Origin of the sequence: Pseudomonas trivialis (genome assembly GCF_001439805.1) — a bacterium.
GTDB classification, from domain to species: Bacteria; Pseudomonadota; Gammaproteobacteria; order Pseudomonadales; family Pseudomonadaceae; genus Aquipseudomonas; species Aquipseudomonas trivialis.
In genome coordinates this window covers 1-16,153 of the sequence record NZ_JYLK01000004.1, presented here as the reverse complement: position 1 = coordinate 16,153, position 16,153 = coordinate 1, and the positions used below count along the sequence as shown (strand labels likewise).

General features: G+C 62.6%; 12 protein-coding genes and 2 pseudogenes. 9 read left to right on the top strand and 5 right to left on the bottom strand.

Annotated features, from left to right (window positions below):
• Positions 1–147: 147 nt before the first annotated feature.
• Positions 148–1,230: pseudogene (locus TU79_RS26845) on the bottom strand (cache domain-containing protein); the annotation flags it as partial.
• A 132-nt stretch (positions 1,231–1,362) separates the two neighbouring features.
• Positions 1,363–2,253, bottom strand: coding sequence for a bestrophin family protein (locus tag TU79_RS07320; protein WP_057007376.1), 891 nt, complete (start codon positions 2,251–2,253; stop codon positions 1,363–1,365).
• Between the two features lie 263 nt (positions 2,254–2,516).
• Between TU79_RS07320 and TU79_RS07315 the strand changes: the two genes are divergently transcribed.
• Together TU79_RS07315 and TU79_RS07310 are read left to right on the top strand one after the other, a co-directional pair.
• On the top strand, positions 2,517–3,353 hold the full coding sequence (locus TU79_RS07315) for a hypothetical protein (RefSeq protein WP_057007375.1): 837 nt from the start codon (positions 2,517–2,519) through the stop codon (positions 3,351–3,353).
• Between the two features lie 26 nt (positions 3,354–3,379).
• Positions 3,380–4,438 carry a GGDEF domain-containing protein gene (locus TU79_RS07310; RefSeq protein WP_057007374.1) on the top strand — a complete coding sequence of 353 codons (1,059 nt, stop codon included), beginning with the start codon at positions 3,380–3,382 and terminating at the stop codon, positions 4,436–4,438.
• 1 nt (position 4,439) lies between these two features.
• Here the strand turns inward: TU79_RS07310 and TU79_RS07305 are convergent, their stop codons facing one another.
• A complete protein-coding gene (locus TU79_RS07305; RefSeq protein WP_015372315.1) occupies positions 4,440–4,739 on the bottom strand; it encodes an ArsR/SmtB family transcription factor in 300 nt (99 codons plus the stop codon).
• 93 nt (positions 4,740–4,832) lie between these two features.
• Here TU79_RS07305 and TU79_RS07300 point away from each other — a divergent pair, with 93 nt between their 5' ends.
• Both TU79_RS07300 and TU79_RS07295 read left to right on the top strand, forming a co-directional pair.
• Positions 4,833–5,924, top strand: a complete 1,092-nt coding sequence (locus tag TU79_RS07300; RefSeq protein ID WP_057007373.1) for an NADH:flavin oxidoreductase/NADH oxidase — start codon at positions 4,833–4,835, stop codon at positions 5,922–5,924.
• A 204-nt stretch (positions 5,925–6,128) separates the two neighbouring features.
• Entirely contained in the window at positions 6,129–8,261 is a 2,133-nt protein-coding gene (locus TU79_RS07295; RefSeq protein ID WP_057007372.1) for a TonB-dependent siderophore receptor, read from the top strand.
• A gap of 93 nt (positions 8,262–8,354) precedes the next feature.
• Here TU79_RS07295 and TU79_RS07290 read toward each other — a convergent pair whose 3' ends face one another.
• Complete coding sequence (locus TU79_RS07290) at positions 8,355–9,077, bottom strand: FadR/GntR family transcriptional regulator (RefSeq protein ID WP_003232002.1); 723 nt, start codon at positions 9,075–9,077, stop codon at positions 8,355–8,357.
• 48 nt (positions 9,078–9,125) lie between these two features.
• Positions 9,126–10,862 carry an IlvD/Edd family dehydratase gene (locus tag TU79_RS07285; protein ID WP_057007371.1) on the bottom strand — a complete coding sequence of 579 codons (1,737 nt, stop codon included), beginning with the start codon at positions 10,860–10,862 and terminating at the stop codon, positions 9,126–9,128.
• Between the two features lie 192 nt (positions 10,863–11,054).
• Here TU79_RS07285 and TU79_RS07280 point away from each other — a divergent pair, with 192 nt between their 5' ends.
• From TU79_RS07280 to TU79_RS07260, 5 genes and pseudogenes are all read left to right on the top strand, one after another.
• Positions 11,055–12,377 carry an MFS transporter gene (locus TU79_RS07280; protein ID WP_057007370.1) on the top strand — a complete coding sequence of 441 codons (1,323 nt, stop codon included), beginning with the start codon at positions 11,055–11,057 and terminating at the stop codon, positions 12,375–12,377.
• 15 nt (positions 12,378–12,392) lie between these two features.
• The gene (araD1, locus tag TU79_RS07275; RefSeq protein ID WP_057007369.1) at positions 12,393–13,385 is read left to right on the top strand and encodes an AraD1 family protein; all 993 of its coding nucleotides are present in this window, start codon (positions 12,393–12,395) and stop codon (positions 13,383–13,385) included.
• A gap of 13 nt (positions 13,386–13,398) precedes the next feature.
• Positions 13,399–14,979: an aldehyde dehydrogenase (NADP(+)) gene (locus tag TU79_RS07270; RefSeq protein ID WP_057007368.1), complete on the top strand. Its 1,581-nt coding sequence runs from the start codon at positions 13,399–13,401 to the stop codon at positions 14,977–14,979.
• 22 nt (positions 14,980–15,001) lie between these two features.
• Positions 15,002–15,865, top strand: coding sequence for an SMP-30/gluconolactonase/LRE family protein (locus TU79_RS07265; RefSeq protein WP_057007367.1), 864 nt, complete (start codon positions 15,002–15,004; stop codon positions 15,863–15,865).
• Between the two features lie 44 nt (positions 15,866–15,909).
• Positions 15,910–16,153: pseudogene (locus TU79_RS07260) on the top strand (arabinose ABC transporter substrate-binding protein); the annotation flags it as partial.

The following is a 16,153-nucleotide window of genomic DNA, read 5'->3' as shown; positions in this document are numbered from 1 at the left end:
CGCCGTGCTCACCAATTCCACCGCTTCACGCTGGCGACCGGCGGCCTGGTTCAGGTTGTTGGCCACATCGCTGGTGTCGGCGGCGGCGGTTTGCAGGTCGGCGGATGCATTGCCGATGCGCTGCACCAACTGCGCGATCATGCCCAGGAACTGGTTGAACCAGCCGGCGAGGCTGGCGGTTTCGTCCTTGCCCTGCACCTTGAGCTGGCGCGTGAGGTCGCCTTCACCCTCGGCGATTTCCTGCAGGCCGTCGGCCACGCCGCGAATCGGACGCACGATCACCCGGGCGAAACTGGCGCCGACAATGGCGAAGACTATCGCGAGGGCGGCAGCAATGGCGGCAATCAACCAAGTGAGACGGGTGGCGTCGGCCATCACTTCGTCACGTTTGATCAGGCCGATAAAGCGCCAGCCCAGGTCTTTGGAACTGACCACGTTGGCCATGTAGGGCACGCCGTCGATGTCGAGCTGGGTCACGCCGTCGCCGCGCCTGGACAGCTGCGCATAGTTGGGGCCCAGCTCGGCCAGGGGCTTGAAATTGTGCTTGGCATCGCTGGGGTCGACCAACACGTTGCCATTGGCCTCCACCAGCATCAGGTAGCCGCTGTCACCCAGCTTGATGTTACGCACCAGTTCGGTGAGCTGCTTGAGCGACACGTCCAGGCCGACCACGCCGAGCACTTTGCCGGCGGCATCGGCGACGGTGTGCACGGTGCCGATCAGCGTCACATCGTCTGGCGCCCAGTAATAGGCGCCCGTGCGCACGGTGGTGCCCGGCGCGGCGACGGCGGCCTGGTACCAGGGGCGCAGGCGCGGGTCGTAGTTGCTGATCTTGGGGTCATCCGGCCAACTGGCGTAGCCGCCGTCGCTCAAGCCCAGGGACAGGTAGGCGGTGCTGGCATGGCTTTTGGCGAACTGGTCGAAAATCGCCAGCAGTTCCTGATTGGTCGGGGTCAGCGGGATTTTCGCCGCGTCGGCGCCCACGTAGCTCTTGAGATCCCTGGCCGCGACCATGCGTGGGTCCTTGGCCAGGTAGTCGACGTTCTGACTGATGCCGTCGAAAAACTGCTTCATGCCATTGTCGATCTGACGGATCTCGCGGCCGCTGCTGTCGAGGAAATTGGCCTTGGCCCCCTCGCGCACATTGAGCACGACCAACACCGCGACGAGGATCACCGGCACGCACGCGATAGCCGCGAACGCCCAGGTCAGCTTCTGCTTGATATTCATGACTTCACCCGCGGATATTTATAGTTTTGGCAAGGAGAAACGCTAATGCCGCACGGGTTGTTTTGAGGGGAGATTGCCATGCGTACCCCCGGTTTATCGACCGAGGGCGCATTCACTTGAGGGGAGGGGTTATCAGCCGATGGTGGTGTCGGCCAGGGTGTCACGGCGCATCGATTGCAGGTTTTTCTCGATGGTTTCGCAGATGGCTTCCATCTGGATCTGGTGTTCGCTGGAGCGGAACGGGCTCTGCAGGTCGGTGCCGATGCGCTCGATGGCCAGCAGCATGAAGCCCACCACGGTGGAGGCCAGCGGCGTGAACCAGCCCAGGGATTCCACCAGGCCCACCGGTACGATCAGGCAGAACAGCGAGATGAACAGCCGTGGAAAGTACACGTAGGGGTAAGGCAGTGGCGTATTGGCGATGCGCTCCATGCCACCCTGAGCGTTGGAAAGGTCGACCAGGGTCGATTCGATCCGCGCCAGGCGAATGCTGTCCAGGTGCCCGGCCTTGTATTCGCGCGACAGGATTGCCGCAGAGCCGGTGAGAATGTCATTGGCAAAGTTGTTGGTGGCGCCATTGCGCGCGAATTCCTCGGCGGGAATAAACGCCCGGACCTCGTCCGGGCACGGCTCGCCCCTCAGGTGAGCGGCCAGGCAGTTGACGTAGGCCACATGCCGGCGCAGCAAGGTGGACTTGATCGGGTTGACGTCGCTGCCGGGGTCGTCCAGCAGGGTCAATACCTGGCGCGCGAAACTGCGCGAATTGTTGACCATCGCCCCCCACAGCGTGCGGGCTTCCCACCAGCGGTTATAGGCGCTGCTGTTGCGAAAGCTGATCAGCACGATCAGCGCCGAGCCCAGCAGGGTAAGCGGCATCAGCGGCAGGTTGACCTTGGCGTTGAGGAACAGCATGAAGTCCACCGTCACGGCGATATCCCACAACAACAGCCAGAACAGGGACCAGCCGACGTAGCCCATGGTCTTGATGATCAGGCGGTATTTTTTGAGGATGGCGGCTTTCAAATGAGGACCTCGCAGCGGGGCGGTGAGCGACTATGCTCTAGCTCGGACGCCAGCTTGCCGGGAAGGTTCGGCGCGGGGACTGAAACGGTTAAGCCACTTCGCTGTTGCGGAACAATTTTGGTAACGACGCGGTCCGCTTGTTTAATCACTATAGATTGCGCTCAAGGCAAAACGCCATTATCGGTACTGCAATTGAGATCAGTGCATTCAAGGTTGTTTGATCAGGGCTTTTTCTCATGTGTGGCAGTTCGTTGAAGTTGGCGATGGAAGCGTCGGTGCAAGCGTTTGAGCAGCATGGGGAGTTTGACGCTTGTGTGCGTATTCATTACAAGATGTTGCTGGAGACCTATTCAAAAAGAGCATTTTTTTATAAGACGGCTTTGAAGTTCAACCGTTTGATGGTGTCGTTTACGTTATTCAGTACTTATTTTTCCAAACCGGTGCCGTTACTGTCCGAGGTTAAAGAGTTTTGCGTGGCGCGCGGCTTCTGTTCCCGAAACAGTCTGGAGTCGATATTCCTGCTGTTTCGCGCATTGGGGTTCATGAAGGTGGCGGGGCATCCGGATGACAGCCGTCTGCGCGTATTCGGCCCTTCGTCCCAGGCCTGTCAGGAGGTCAGGTCGCTGCTCCGGTCGGTGGTGGAGCCGACGCAGGTGATGTGTGCCGGGCAGGCTGTTTTCGCGGGAATGGAACACCTGGATGATCACGCTTACCTGTCCCGTTATTTCAAAGGCTATGCGACCCTGCTCGACAATGATCTGTCGATTGATCTGTTGCTGCCCGACTGTTACTGGCTGCTCAAACGCGATGGCGGGCATATGTTGATGCTGGCGATTTATAACGATGCCTGTGCACTGGATAGTTCGGGCGCAAGTTTTCGCGTGTCTTCGTATTTGTCTATCGCCGAGCAACTGTCGGTCTCCAAGACCCATGTTATTCGCCTGGTTCAGGAAGGCGCTGACCGCGGGTATTTCAAGGTTCATTCGAAAACCCAACTGGAAGTACTGCCGCCTTTTATATATCGGGTTCGACGGTTTATGGCGTATTCATTTGCCACCTGCTTGCACAGTCTTAAACTAAGTCATGTCGAACGCACGTAGAGCGCCAGCGCACAGGGAGTGAAGGGATGCCGAATAACGTGAAACTCAGGCCGCGCATGCAGCGTCTGCTGTCGCCGGCGGTGACTCAGGCCGAAGTGATCGGCATCATTGCTTGGCTGGGCGTATTGCTGGCCGGGCCGTTGAAGGCGTCCGGCGTGGCGGAAGGGCTGGTCACGCTGGGGCTGCTGGTGGTGTGCGGATGCCACCGCGCGGTCAACAATTTCGTCGTCTGGCGTGTGCTCGGCGTGGTGTACATGGTGTTGTTGTGCGTCGGCTTCTTTCATGTGATCGGCGCCAACCTGGAGCTGCGCGTATTTGCCTTGCCGCTGGCGGTGACCCTGGTGGTCAGCAGTGCGCTGCTGTTTATCTCGGTACAGGACTTTTTGGTCTGCGCGGCGCTGGTGTGGGCGGTGATGTGGCCGATCCTTTCCGAATCGTTTTACGAGGGCGCGCAGGTTTATCTGCTCATTTTTTGCGCGGCGTCAGTGTCGATTGGTTTCATCCTGAGCTTTTCCTACCTGAAGAACCTGCGTTCCGTGCTGCTGGTGGAAAGCGAGTTTCGCGTGCTGGCGCAGACGGACTACCTCACCTCCATTCTCAACCGGCGCGCGCTCATGGAAAGTTTCGCCAGGTTGATAGCCGCAGGGGAGAGCGGCTATTTCCTGATGCTGGACATTGACAGTTTCAAGCTCAAGAACGACCAGTTCGGCCACGATGTCGGCGACCGGATTTTGTGCGCCATGGCCGATTGCCTCAAGGCCACCCCCGGCAGCCATAGTTTCGGCCGCATCGGCGGTGAGGAATTCGGCGTGTTGCTGGTGGGGGATGACCCTTCAGTGGCCAGCGCGTTTGCGTTGCGCCTGCTGCACAACATTCGCGGCAGCGTTGCACCGCCCCATCATTACACCTGCAGCGCGGGCATGACTGGCTTCGCGGCGGGGGCGGACATGTCGACGGTGCTCAAGAGCGCCGACCGCAACCTGTACATGGCCAAGCGTAACGGCAAGGACTGTGTCTACCTGGACGGCGCGCGGGTGCAGGCGCAATGCAGCGACGCGGACAATCGCGTCATTACCCAGGCCTGACTCAGCCCTGGGCCAGAATGCTCGCCAGCAGCCCGGGAAAGCGCGTTTCCAGCTCATCGCGGCGCAACGAGTTCATGTGAGTGGTGCCGACGCTGCGGGTGTGTACCAGCCCGGCGTCACGCAGCACGCGAAAATGATGGGACATGCTCGACTTGGGTCGCCCGCCGTCCAGTTCGCCGCACGAGGCTTCCGGCACGCCGGCCAGGCAGCGCACGATGTCCAGGCGCACGGGATCACTCAGGGCATACAACAGGCGCTCGAGTGTGAGGTCTTGCACGGCAGGGTGTTTGAAGGCTCGCATGGCGGCGGATCATAACAGGGGGGTAGCGCTGAATACCATAGTTCGATTACCATCGAACTATCGAATTACCCACTTCACGTCTGGAGTTTCCCGATGACTGCACTGTTCGAACCGTTCACGCTCAAGGATGTGACACTGCGCAATCGCATTGCGATCCCTCCAATGTGCCAATACAGCGCCGATGACGGCATGGTTAACGATTGGCACCACGTGCACCTGGCCAGCATGGCCCGTGGCGGCGCCGGATTGCTGGTGGTCGAAGCCACGGCAGTCTCGCCGGAAGGTCGCATCACGCCGGGCTGCGCCGGTATCTGGAGCGATGCCCACGCCCAGGCCTTCGTGCCGATGGTCAAGGCGATCAAGGCCGCCGGTGCCGTGCCGGGCATCCAGATCGCTCACGCCGGCCGCAAAGCCAGCGCCAACCGTCCATGGGAAGGCGATGACCATATGCCGCCCTCCGATGCACGCAGCTGGGAAACCATCGCGCCCTCGGCGATTGCCTTCGGGGCCAACCTGCCCAACGTGCCGCGCGCCATGACCCTGGACGATATTGCCCGGGTCAGGCAGGACTTTGTCGACGCCGCGCGCCGCGCCCGTGACGCCGGCTTTGAGTGGATCGAGTTGCACTTCGCCCACGGCTACCTGGGCCAGAGTTTCTTCTCCGAGCATTCCAACCAGCGCACCGACGCCTACGGCGGCAGCTTCGACAATCGCAGCCGTTTCCTTCTGGAAACCCTGGCCGCCGTGCGTGAAGTCTGGCCGGAAAACCTGCCGCTGACCGCGCGTTTCGGCGTGATCGAATACGACGGCCGCGACGAGCAGACCCTCACCGAATCCATCGAGCTGGCCCGCCGCTTCAAGGCCGGTGGCCTGGATTTGCTCAGCGTCAGCGTGGGTTTCACCATTCCTGACACCCACATCCCGTGGGGCCCGGCTTTCCTTGGGCCGGTAGCCGAGCGCGTACGCCGCGAAGCCGGCATTCCGGTGACTTCGGCCTGGGGCTTCGGTACGCCGGACCTGGCTGAAGCTGCCTTGCAAAATGGTCAGCTGGACCTCGTCTCGGTCGGCCGCGCGCACCTGGCCGACCCGCACTGGGCGTACTTTGCCGCCAAGGAACTGGGTGTGGAAAACGCCTCGTGGACCTTGCCCGCGCCTTACGCGCATTGGCTGGAACGCTATCGCTGAGACACGCTGTACCGCTGCATGAGCCACTCGATCGAGTGGCTTTTTTTTGCGCGGATTTTCTTTGGTAGAACCGTTGATACAAAGTGGACACTCGAAAAACAACAAATGAGAATGCATGTCAAACGAGAATGCATTGATATACCATGCGCCTCGAAATTGGCAGGGATGCCGCCCCATCTGGCTCTTTTACTAGGTTCGTTATCCATGCGTCGTACCCTGATTTCCCTCTGTGTGCTTCAGGCGTTTTCCCCATTCAGCTGGGCAGAGGAGGCTCCCGCCGACAAGTCCAGTATCGAGCTGCAAGCCACCAACGTGACGGGCGCGGCCGACTACGAAACCGCGCAGGGGCCGGTCAGGGGCTACCGCGCCACCCGCTCGGCCAGTGCGACGCGTACCGACACCTCGATTCATGAAACCCCGCAGTCCATCAGCGTGGTGCCCAGGGATGTGGTCGACGACATCGGCGCCACGCGCCTGCAGGAAGCCCTCGACTATGCCGGCGGTGTGGGGCGGGCGAACAACTTTGGCGGCCAGGGCCTCACCAGCTTCACCGTGCGCGGCTTTAGCACCGCCGAGTTCTACCGCAACGGTTTCCCGATCAACCGTGGCTACCCGGCCATGCCGGACGCCAACACCATCGAACGCCTGGAAGTGCTGCGCGGGCCGGCGACCATGCTCTACGGCCGCGGCGATCCCGGCGGTACCTTCAACGTGGTCTCCAAGCAACCCCTGGCCGAGCGCACCGTCACCCTGGGCAGCCAGCTTGATGACCAGGGCATGAAGCGCGGCACCCTCGATGCGTCCGGCCCGCTGGATGAAGAAGGTCGCCTGGCCTATCGCCTGAACGTAGTGGGCGAGGGCGGCGACACTTTCCGCGACCACGTATCCACCGAACGCTACGGTGTGGCGCCGGTGCTGACCTGGCAGGCCAACGACGCCACCAAGGTGATCTTCGAAGGCGACTTCATCCGCAACAATCACCCGCTGGATCGCGGCCTGACGCGCTTCGCCAACCAGCGCAGCACGCCGTCGCGCGACACCTTCTGGGGCGAAAAATACGCCGGTGACCTGCACAACGACAACAACATGGCCCAGCTGCGTTTCGAGCACATGCTCAACGACAACTGGACCCTCGGCGGCGGTGTCCAGTGGCTGGACGGCACCATGAAGGGCGACGGCGTCGAGGCGAACGATGCCAAGAGCCTGGGCGCCGACGGCCGCACCCTGCAGCGCAACTTCAACTACCGCAAGCTGGAATGGACCGACCAGGACTACCAGCTCAACCTGACCGGGCACTTCTCCACCGGCGGTTTCGAGCACACGCTGCTGACCGGTGTCGAGTACGAAGACTACGACTACCAGTCGATCATCCAGCGTTCCAGCGTGGCGATGGGCACGTTCCCCATCGACATCTTCAACCCGGTCTATGGCCAGCCGCGTCCGGCGCTGACCCGCACCCCCACCCACGACAAGGAAAACCTCAAGACCTACGCCGCGTTCGTCCAGGACCAGGTGGCGTTGACCGAACGCCTGCGCGTGCTGGCCGGCGCGCGCTTCGAGCGCTTCGAGCATCAGTACACGTCCTATGTGCCGGGCGTGAAACCCTGGGACGCGGCCGACAATGCCGTCACCCCACGGGTCGGCATCATGTACGACCTGACCGACACCGTAGCGCTTTACGCCGATGCCGCGCGTTCGTTCAAACCCAACACCGGGGCCAGCCGCCTGGGTGGCGGGTTCGATCCGGAGCAGGGCAAGTCCTATGAGATGGGGCTCAAGTGGGAGGCGCTGGAACAGTTGAGCGTCGACGCGGCGATCTACCAGATCGAGAAGAAAAACGTGCAGGGCACCGACCCGGTCAACTCGGCGTTCAACGTTGCGACCGGCCAGGTGCGCAGCCGCGGGTTTGACCTGAACGTGGCCGGCAACCTGACGCCGGAGTGGCGGGTGATTGGCGGCTATGCCTACGTGGATGCCGCCGTTACCAAGGACACCACGGTAAGCACCGGCACGCGTCTGGCCAACATCCCGCGCAACAGCTTCAGCCTGCTCAACGTGTATGAGTTCCAGGACGGCACGCTCAAGGGGCTGGGGCTCGGCGCAGGTGGCAAGTACGTCGCCGAACGCGCCGGGCAGACCAGCAACTCGACGTTCACCATGGGGTCCTACACCGTGGTCGACCTGCTCGGTTACTACAAGGTCAATGAAAAGGTCAGGCTGAATCTGGACGTGAAGAACCTGTTCAACCGTGAGTACGAAGAGGGCTCGTTCCTGAACTTCTATGCGTATCCGGGTGAACCACGCACCGTGCAGGTGGGGATCTCCTACACCCTCTGACCCTGAGCTATCCCTATGACGAACGGGCTTGCTGTGGCAAGTAGGCTTTCTGTGGCAAGCCCGCTCGCCACAACAAGATTCGGGGAAGCCGCTTTAGAGCGGCGTCAACACGTTCATCACCGTATCCAGCGCCACACGGGTGTCATCCAATTGCACCAGCGAGGCGTGCCGCGCGCCGAGGGCGTCCCGGTTCTGGATCGCGGTGAGGATCGCCTTGTGCCGGGGCAGGCTCAGGCCCTGGATATCCGGGCGACGGTTGGTGATGTTGATCGATTCGCGCAATGGCAACGACAGCATGTTGCACATGTAGGCGAGCAGATCGTTGCGCGTGGCGTCGGCGATGGCGCGGTGAAAATCCAGGTCGGCCTGCAACAGTTCGTCGTGGGTTTTCGCGGTCTCCATGCCCTGGTAGGCCTGCTCGATGCCGGCGATGTCTTCGTCGGTGGCGGTGGTCGCGGCCATGGCGGCGATCTCCGGTTCAAGGATGCGTCGCACGCCGGCCAGTGTGTTGAAAAACTCACTGTGGGGCGTGGACTGCATCAACCAGGACAACACGTCCGGGTCGAGCAGATGCCACTTCAGCCGTGGCCTCACCACCGCGCCCACTCTTGGTTTGGAATACACCAGACCCTTGGCGCTCAGCACCCGCGTAGCCTCGCGCAACACCGAACGGCTGACCTTGTATTCCTCGCACAGCGTGGCTTCCATGGGCAGCCGCTCTTCGGGCTTGAAGCGACCGGAAACGATGTGCATGCCCAAGTCCTGAACGATCTGGGCATGCATGCTTTTGCGCGGCTTGGGCGGCTGGTGATCCATAACGACAGGCAGGCTCTGGCTTAGATTCGGCGCATCATAGCATCCCGATTAATGGGAATGCCGGGGGACTTCCGCGCCACGGCAACCCACCAGAAAGTCGAAGTCGCAGCCCTGGTCCGCCTGCAGCACATGGTCGATGTACAGCTGGCGATAGCCGCCGACGATCAGGTTCTGCGCAGGCTTGAGGTCGGCCATGCGCGCCGCCAGCTCGGCGTCGGAGATGTCCAGGTGCAGGCGACCATTGGCGCAGTCCAGTTCGATCCAGTCACCTTCCTGCACCGTGGCCAGCGGCCCGCCCGCTGCAGCTTCAGGCGCCACGTGCAACACCACGGTGCCGTACGCGGTGCCGCTCATGCGCGCATCGGAAATACGCACCATGTCCGTCACGCCCTGGGCCAGCAACTTGGCCGGCAAGCCCATGTTGCCCACTTCGGCCATGCCCGGATAACCCTTGGGCCCGCAGTTCTTCATCACCAGGATCGAGTTGGCATCCACGTCCAGTTCCGGGTCGTTGATGCGCGCCTTGTACATGTCGAAGTTCTCGAACACCACCGCGCGGCCGCGATGCTGCATCAACTCGGCACTCGCCGCCGAGGGCTTGAGCACCGCACCCAGCGGCGCCAGGTTGCCGCGCAGCACGCAAATGCCGCCGTCGGCGCGGATCGGGTTGTCGAGGGTACGGATCACTTCGTCCTGGCCGTAGATCGGCGAGTCCTTGGTGTTTTCGCCCAGGGACTTGCCGTTGACGGTGAGAGCGTTCGGGTGCGGGATCAGATTGGCTTCACCCAGACGGCGCAGCACTGCCGGCAGGCCGCCGGCGTAGTAGAACTCTTCCATCAGGAAACGGCCTGACGGCTGCAGGTCGACAATCGTCGGCATGCCCCGGCCGATGCGCGTCCAGTCGTCCAGGTCGAGCTCCACACCGATGCGCCCGGCAATGGCCTTCAAGTGAATCACCGCGTTGGTCGAACCGCCGATGGCCGCGTTCACGCGGATCGCGTTTTCAAACGCCTCTTTGGTGAGGATCTTCGACAGCCGCAAGTCTTCGCGCACCATCTCCACCGCGCGCATGCCGGACATGTGCGCCAGCACATAACGTCGCGCATCCACCGCCGGAATCGCCGCGTTGTGCGGCAGCGAAGTGCCCAGCGCCTCGGCCATGCAGGCCATGGTCGAGGCGGTGCCCATGGTGTTGCAGGTGCCCGCCGAGCGCGACATGCCGGCTTCGGCCGCGAGGAAATCATCGAGGGTAATGGTACCGGCCTTGACCTGTTCACTGAGCTGCCACACCACGGTGCCCGAGCCGATGTCCTGGCCCTTGTGCTTGCCGTTGAGCATCGGCCCGCCGGTGACCACGATGGCTGGCACGTCACAACTGGCGGCGCCCATCAACAGCGCCGGGGTGGTCTTGTCGCAACCGGTCAGCAGCACCACGCCGTCAATCGGGTTGCCGCGAATGGCTTCCTCCACGTCCATGCTCGCCAGGTTGCGCGTGAGCATGGCGGTGGGGCGCAGGTTGGATTCGCCATTGGAGAACACCGGAAACTCCACCGGGAAGCCACCGGCTTCGATCACGCCGCGTTTGACATGCTCGGCAATCTGGCGGAAGTGCGCGTTGCACGGGGTCAGCTCCGACCAGGTATTGCAGATACCGATGATCGGCTTGCCATGGAACTGATGGTCGGCAATGCCCTGATTCTTCATCCAGCTGCGGTACATGAAGCCGTTCTTGTCGGCGGTACCAAACCACTGGGCGGAGCGTAGGCCGGGCTTTTTATCAGACATGATCGATTCTCTTATTGTATGACTATATGTTCTATCTGCGGCTAAACATAAGCGCAAATTCGCAGCTTTGGAAGTGTTGTTTTGTAAATAGTCCTACTATATAGTCAGCTTCAACTGAGGTATGACCCTGGCGGTTTTTCGTCAGAGGCGTCCCCGAGCTTCTATAAGAACAACAATCGGAGATCGACCCCCATGAGCCAGGAACTGCGGCTTGTTCGGCGCATCACGCTGAAACTGATTCCCTTCCTGATCCTGCTGTACCTGATTGCCTACGTGGACCGTTCCGCCGTGGGCTTTGCCAAGCTGCACATGGGCGCCGACGTGGGCATTGGCGATGCGGCCTATGGCCTGGGCGCCGGGCTGTTCTTCATTGGCTACTTCCTGTTCGAGATTCCCAGCAACCTGATGCTCGACCGCTTCGGCGCGCGGCGCTGGTTCGCGCGCATCATGATCACCTGGGGCGTCATCACCATCGGCATGGCCTTCGTGCAAGGTCCGCACAGCTTCTATGTGATGCGCTTTCTGCTCGGCGCGGCGGAGGCGGGGTTTTTTCCTGGTGTGCTTTATTACATTACCCAGTGGTTCCCGGTGCGCCATCGCGGCAAGATCCTCGGGCTGTTCATCCTGTCCCAGCCCATTGCGATGATGATCACCGGCCCCGTATCCGGCGGCCTGCTCGGCATGGACGGCATTCTCGGCCTGCACGGTTGGCAATGGCTGTTCATCGTGATCGGCACCCCGGCGATCCTGCTCACCTGGCCGGTGCTGCGCTACCTGCCGGATGGCCCGCACCAGGTCAAGTGGATGAGCGAGGACGAAAAAGCCTGGCTCAGCGGCGAGTTGCACAAAGACCTGCAAGCCTACGGCCAGACCCGGCACGGCAACCCGCTGCACGCCCTCAAGGACACGCGCGTGTTGCTGCTGGCGCTGTTCTATCTGCCGGTGACCCTGAGCATCTACGGCCTGGGCCTGTGGCTGCCGACCCTGATCAAGCAGTTCGGCGGCAGCGACCTCACCACCGGCTTCATCTCCGCCGTGCCCTACCTGTTCGGCATCATCGGCCTGTTACTCATACCGCGCAGTTCCGACCGTTTGAATGATCGCTACGGCCACCTCGCCGTGCTTTATGTGCTGGGTGCCATCGGCCTGTTCTTCAGCGCGTGGCTGAATGCGCCGGTGCTGCAGATGGCCGCGCTGTGCCTGGCGGCGTTCGCGATGTTTTCCTGCACGGCAGTCTTCTGGACCTTGCCGGGGCGTTTCTTTGCCGGCGCCAGTGCGGCGGCGGGCATTGCGCTGATCAACTCGGTGGGCAACCTCGGTGGCTATATCGGCCCGTTCGTGATCGGCGCACTGAAGGAATACACCGGTAATCTGGCGTCGGGCCTGTATTTTTTGTCTGCGGTGATGCTGTTCGGGCTGGTGCTGACCCTGGTGGTCTATCGTCTGCTCGAACGCCGGCATGTGCTGCCTGCCGACCAGTTTGCCGCCAGCGCCCGTGGCGCCACACGTACTTAACTCAGGAGAACAGATATGCGTTTAGTCCAGTTCGAATTGCCCAACGGTGAGCGTCGCGTCGGTGTTGTCGATGGCGACACGTTGCGTGAAGTGCAGGGCGCCCACAGCGTGCGCGACCTGGCCCTGGCGGCCATCGATGCCGGCGTGGGCCTGGCGCAGCAGGTCGAGCGCCTGGGCCTGGGCGACCGTCATGATTACCCGGCGCTGCTCGCCGACCTGAAGATCCTGCCGCCGCTGGACCACCCGGACCCGGCGCATATGCTGATCAGTGGCACCGGCCTGACCCACCTGGGCAGTGCCTCGGCGCGCGACAAGATGCACCAGCAGGCGGGCGATGAAGGCGCGATGACCGACACCATGCGCATCTTCAAATGGGGCGTGGAGGGCGGCAAACCCGCAGCCGGCCAGGCGGGCGTGCAGCCAGAGTGGTTCTACAAGGGCGACGGCAGCACCGTGGTGCGCCCGGGCGAGGCCTTCCCGGTGCCGCCGTTCGCCGAAGACGCCGGTGAAGAACCGGAGATCGGCGGCCTTTACGTCATCGGCCCCGACAGCAAGCCGTATCGCCTGGGGTTTGCGGTGGGCAACGAGTTCTCCGATCACATTATGGAGCGCAAAAACTACCTCTACCTGGCCCATTCCAAACTGCGCAGTTGCAGCTACGGCCCGGAGCTGCGCGTGGGCGAGCTGCCCCAGCACCTGGCCGGCACCAGCCGCATCCTGCGCAACGGCGAAGAAATCTGGCGGAACGAATTCCTCAGCGGTGAGGCCAATATGTGCCACAGCCTGGAAAATCTCGAATACCACCACTTCAAGTACCGTCAGTTCCTCAAGCCCGGCGACGTGCACATTCATTTCTTCGGCACCGCCACGCTGTCATTCGCCGACGGTATACGTACCCAGGCCGGCGATGTGTTCGAGATCAGCCAGGCCGAATTCGGCGCGCCGCTGGTCAACCGTGTCGGCAGCAGTGCCGCGGCATTCGAACCCGGCAACGTCATCACCCTTTAAAGGAGACCTCACCATGAACCAGTTTCTCGGCCACAACTACATCGGCGGCCAGCGCAGCGCCAACGGCAGCGTCAAGCTGCACAGCGTCGACGCGACCACCGGCGAGGCCTTGCCCCAGGATTTCTACCAGGCCACCCCCGAAGAGGTCGACGCCGCCGCCCTGGCCGCCGCCCAGGCTTACCCGGCTTACCGTGCCTTGAGCGCCGCGCGCCGTGCGCAGTTTCTCGATGCCATCGCCGATGAGCTGGACGGGTTGAGCGATAACTTCATTGAACTGGTATGCCGCGAAACCGCACTGCCGGCCGCGCGTATCAAGGGCGAGCGCGGGCGTACCAGCGGCCAGATGCGCCTGTTCGCCACCGTGTTGCGCCGAGGTGATTTCTACGGTGCGCGTATCGACAAGGCACTGCCGGACCGCCAGCCCATGCCGCGCCCGGACCTGCGCCAATACCGCATCGGCCTCGGCCCGGTCGCGGTGTTTGGGGCAAGCAACTTCCCACTGGCATTCTCCACCGCCGGCGGCGACACTGCCGCGGCGCTGGCTGCCGGTTGCCCGGTGGTGTTCAAGGCCCACAGCGGCCACATGGCCACGGCCGAGCAGGTGGCCAACGCGATCATCCGTGCGGCCGAGGCCACCGAGATGCCGGCCGGTGTGTTCAACATGATCTTCGGCGGCGGCGTCGGCGAAGCCCTGGTCAAGCACCCGGCAATCCAGGCCGTGGGCTTTACCGGCTCGCTCAAGGGTGGCCGTGCACTGTGCGACATGGCGGCGGCGCGCCCGCAACCGATCCCGGTGTTTGCCGAGATGTCGAGCATCAACCCGGTGATCGTGCTGCCCCAGGCCCTCGCAGCCCGCGCCGAAACCGTCGCCCGCGACCTGACCGCCTCGGTGGTGCAGGGGTGCGGCCAGTTCTGCACCAACCCGGGCCTGGTGATCGGTATTGCGTCGCCGGCCTTTACTGCATTCACTCAGCAGGTGGCGCAGTTGATCGGTGAACAACCGGCGCAAACCATGCTCAATGCCGGGACCCTTGGCAGCTACGGCAAGGGCCTGGAAAAACTCCTGGCACACCCGGGTATCCAGCATCTGGCAGGCACTGCGCAGGCCGGCAATCAAGCCCAACCGCAGTTGTTCAAGGCCGATGCGCAGTTGCTGATCGACGGCGATGAAGTCCTGCAGGAAGAAGTGTTCGGTCCCACCACAGTGTTCGTCGAAGTGGCCGACCAGGCACAACTCAGCGCCGCCCTGCACGGCCTGCACGGTCAACTCACCGCGACGGTGATCGGCGAGCCGGCCGACCTGCAACAGTTCGCCGAGCTCACGCCCCTGCTGGAACAGAAAGTCGGGCGCATCCTGCTCAACGGCTACCCGACCGGCGTGGAGGTGTGCGATTCGATGGTGCACGGCGGCCCGTATCCGGCGACGTCCGATGCCCGTGGCACCTCGGTCGGCACCCTGGCCATTGACCGCTTCCTGCGCCCGGTGTGTTTCCAGAACTACCCTGACAGCCTGCTGCCCGACGCGCTGAAGAATGCCAACCCGCTGCGTATCCAGCGGCTGGTGGACGGCACGCCGTCGCGCGAGGCGCTGTAAACAACCCGGATCAGGAGGCGTCATGTCGTTTATCGCCGTTACCCCGCACCGTGCGCAATTGGGCGAGGGACCGTTCTGGGACGTGCCCACCCAGGCGCTGTACTGGGTGAATATCGCCGGCAAACAGGCGCTGCGCCTGATGGGCGGGCAACTGCAGGTGTGGCAATTGCCCGAACACGTCTCGGCGTTTATCCCGTGCGAAAGCGGCGATGCGCTGGTGACCTTGAGCAGTGGCGTGTATCGCCTGAACCTGGTCACCGAAGCGCTGACCCTGCTGTGCGTGGCCGACCCCCAGGCGGGCAACCGTGGCAATGAAGCGCGCTGCGACGCTCAGGGCCGGCTGTGGCTGGGCACCATGCAGAACAACATCGGTGAGCAGGGTGAAGACCTGCCCATCACCCGGCGTTCCGGCGGGCTGTTTCGCATCGATGCCGATGCAACGGTCACGCCGCTGCTGAGCGGGCTGGGTATTCCCAACACCTTGCTGTGGAGCGATGACGGTCGCCAGGTGCATTTTGGCGACAGCATGGACGCCACGCTGTATCTGCACGGGATTCAGGCGGACGGTCAGCTTGAACCGGCGCAGCGGTGGTTCGGCCCGCACGCGCGCGGCGGGCCGGACGGCTCGGCCATGGACGCCGAGGGCTATATCTGGAACGCCCGTTGGGACGGCAGTTGCCTGCTGCGCCTGACGCCTGCCGGGGAGGTCGACCGTATCGTCGAGCTGCCCGTCAGCCGCCCCACCAGTTGCGTGTTCGGCGGGCCGGACCTCACCACGCTGTACATCACCAGTGCCGCCAGCCCCTTGGGTCATCCTCTGGATGGGGCGGTGCTGGCCATGGAGGTCGACGTGGCAGGCAAACCCTGTCACCGCTTTGCCGGATAAACCTTAAAAACGAACATTCAAAAACAACAACAAGGAGTCACCCTATGAATCGTCGTCGTGGTTTGCGTTCTCTGTGCTGCGCCGCTGTCGCGGTGTCGGCCATGAGCCTGAGCGGCCTGCTGCTGGCCGCTGAAGAAGTCAAAATCGGCTTCCTGGTCAAGCAGGCCGAAGAACCCTGGTTCCAGACCGAATGGGCCTTCGCCGAAAAAGCCGGCAAGGAACACGGTTTCACCGTGATCAAGATCGCCGTGCCCGATGGCGAGAAAACCCTTTCGGCCATCGACAGCC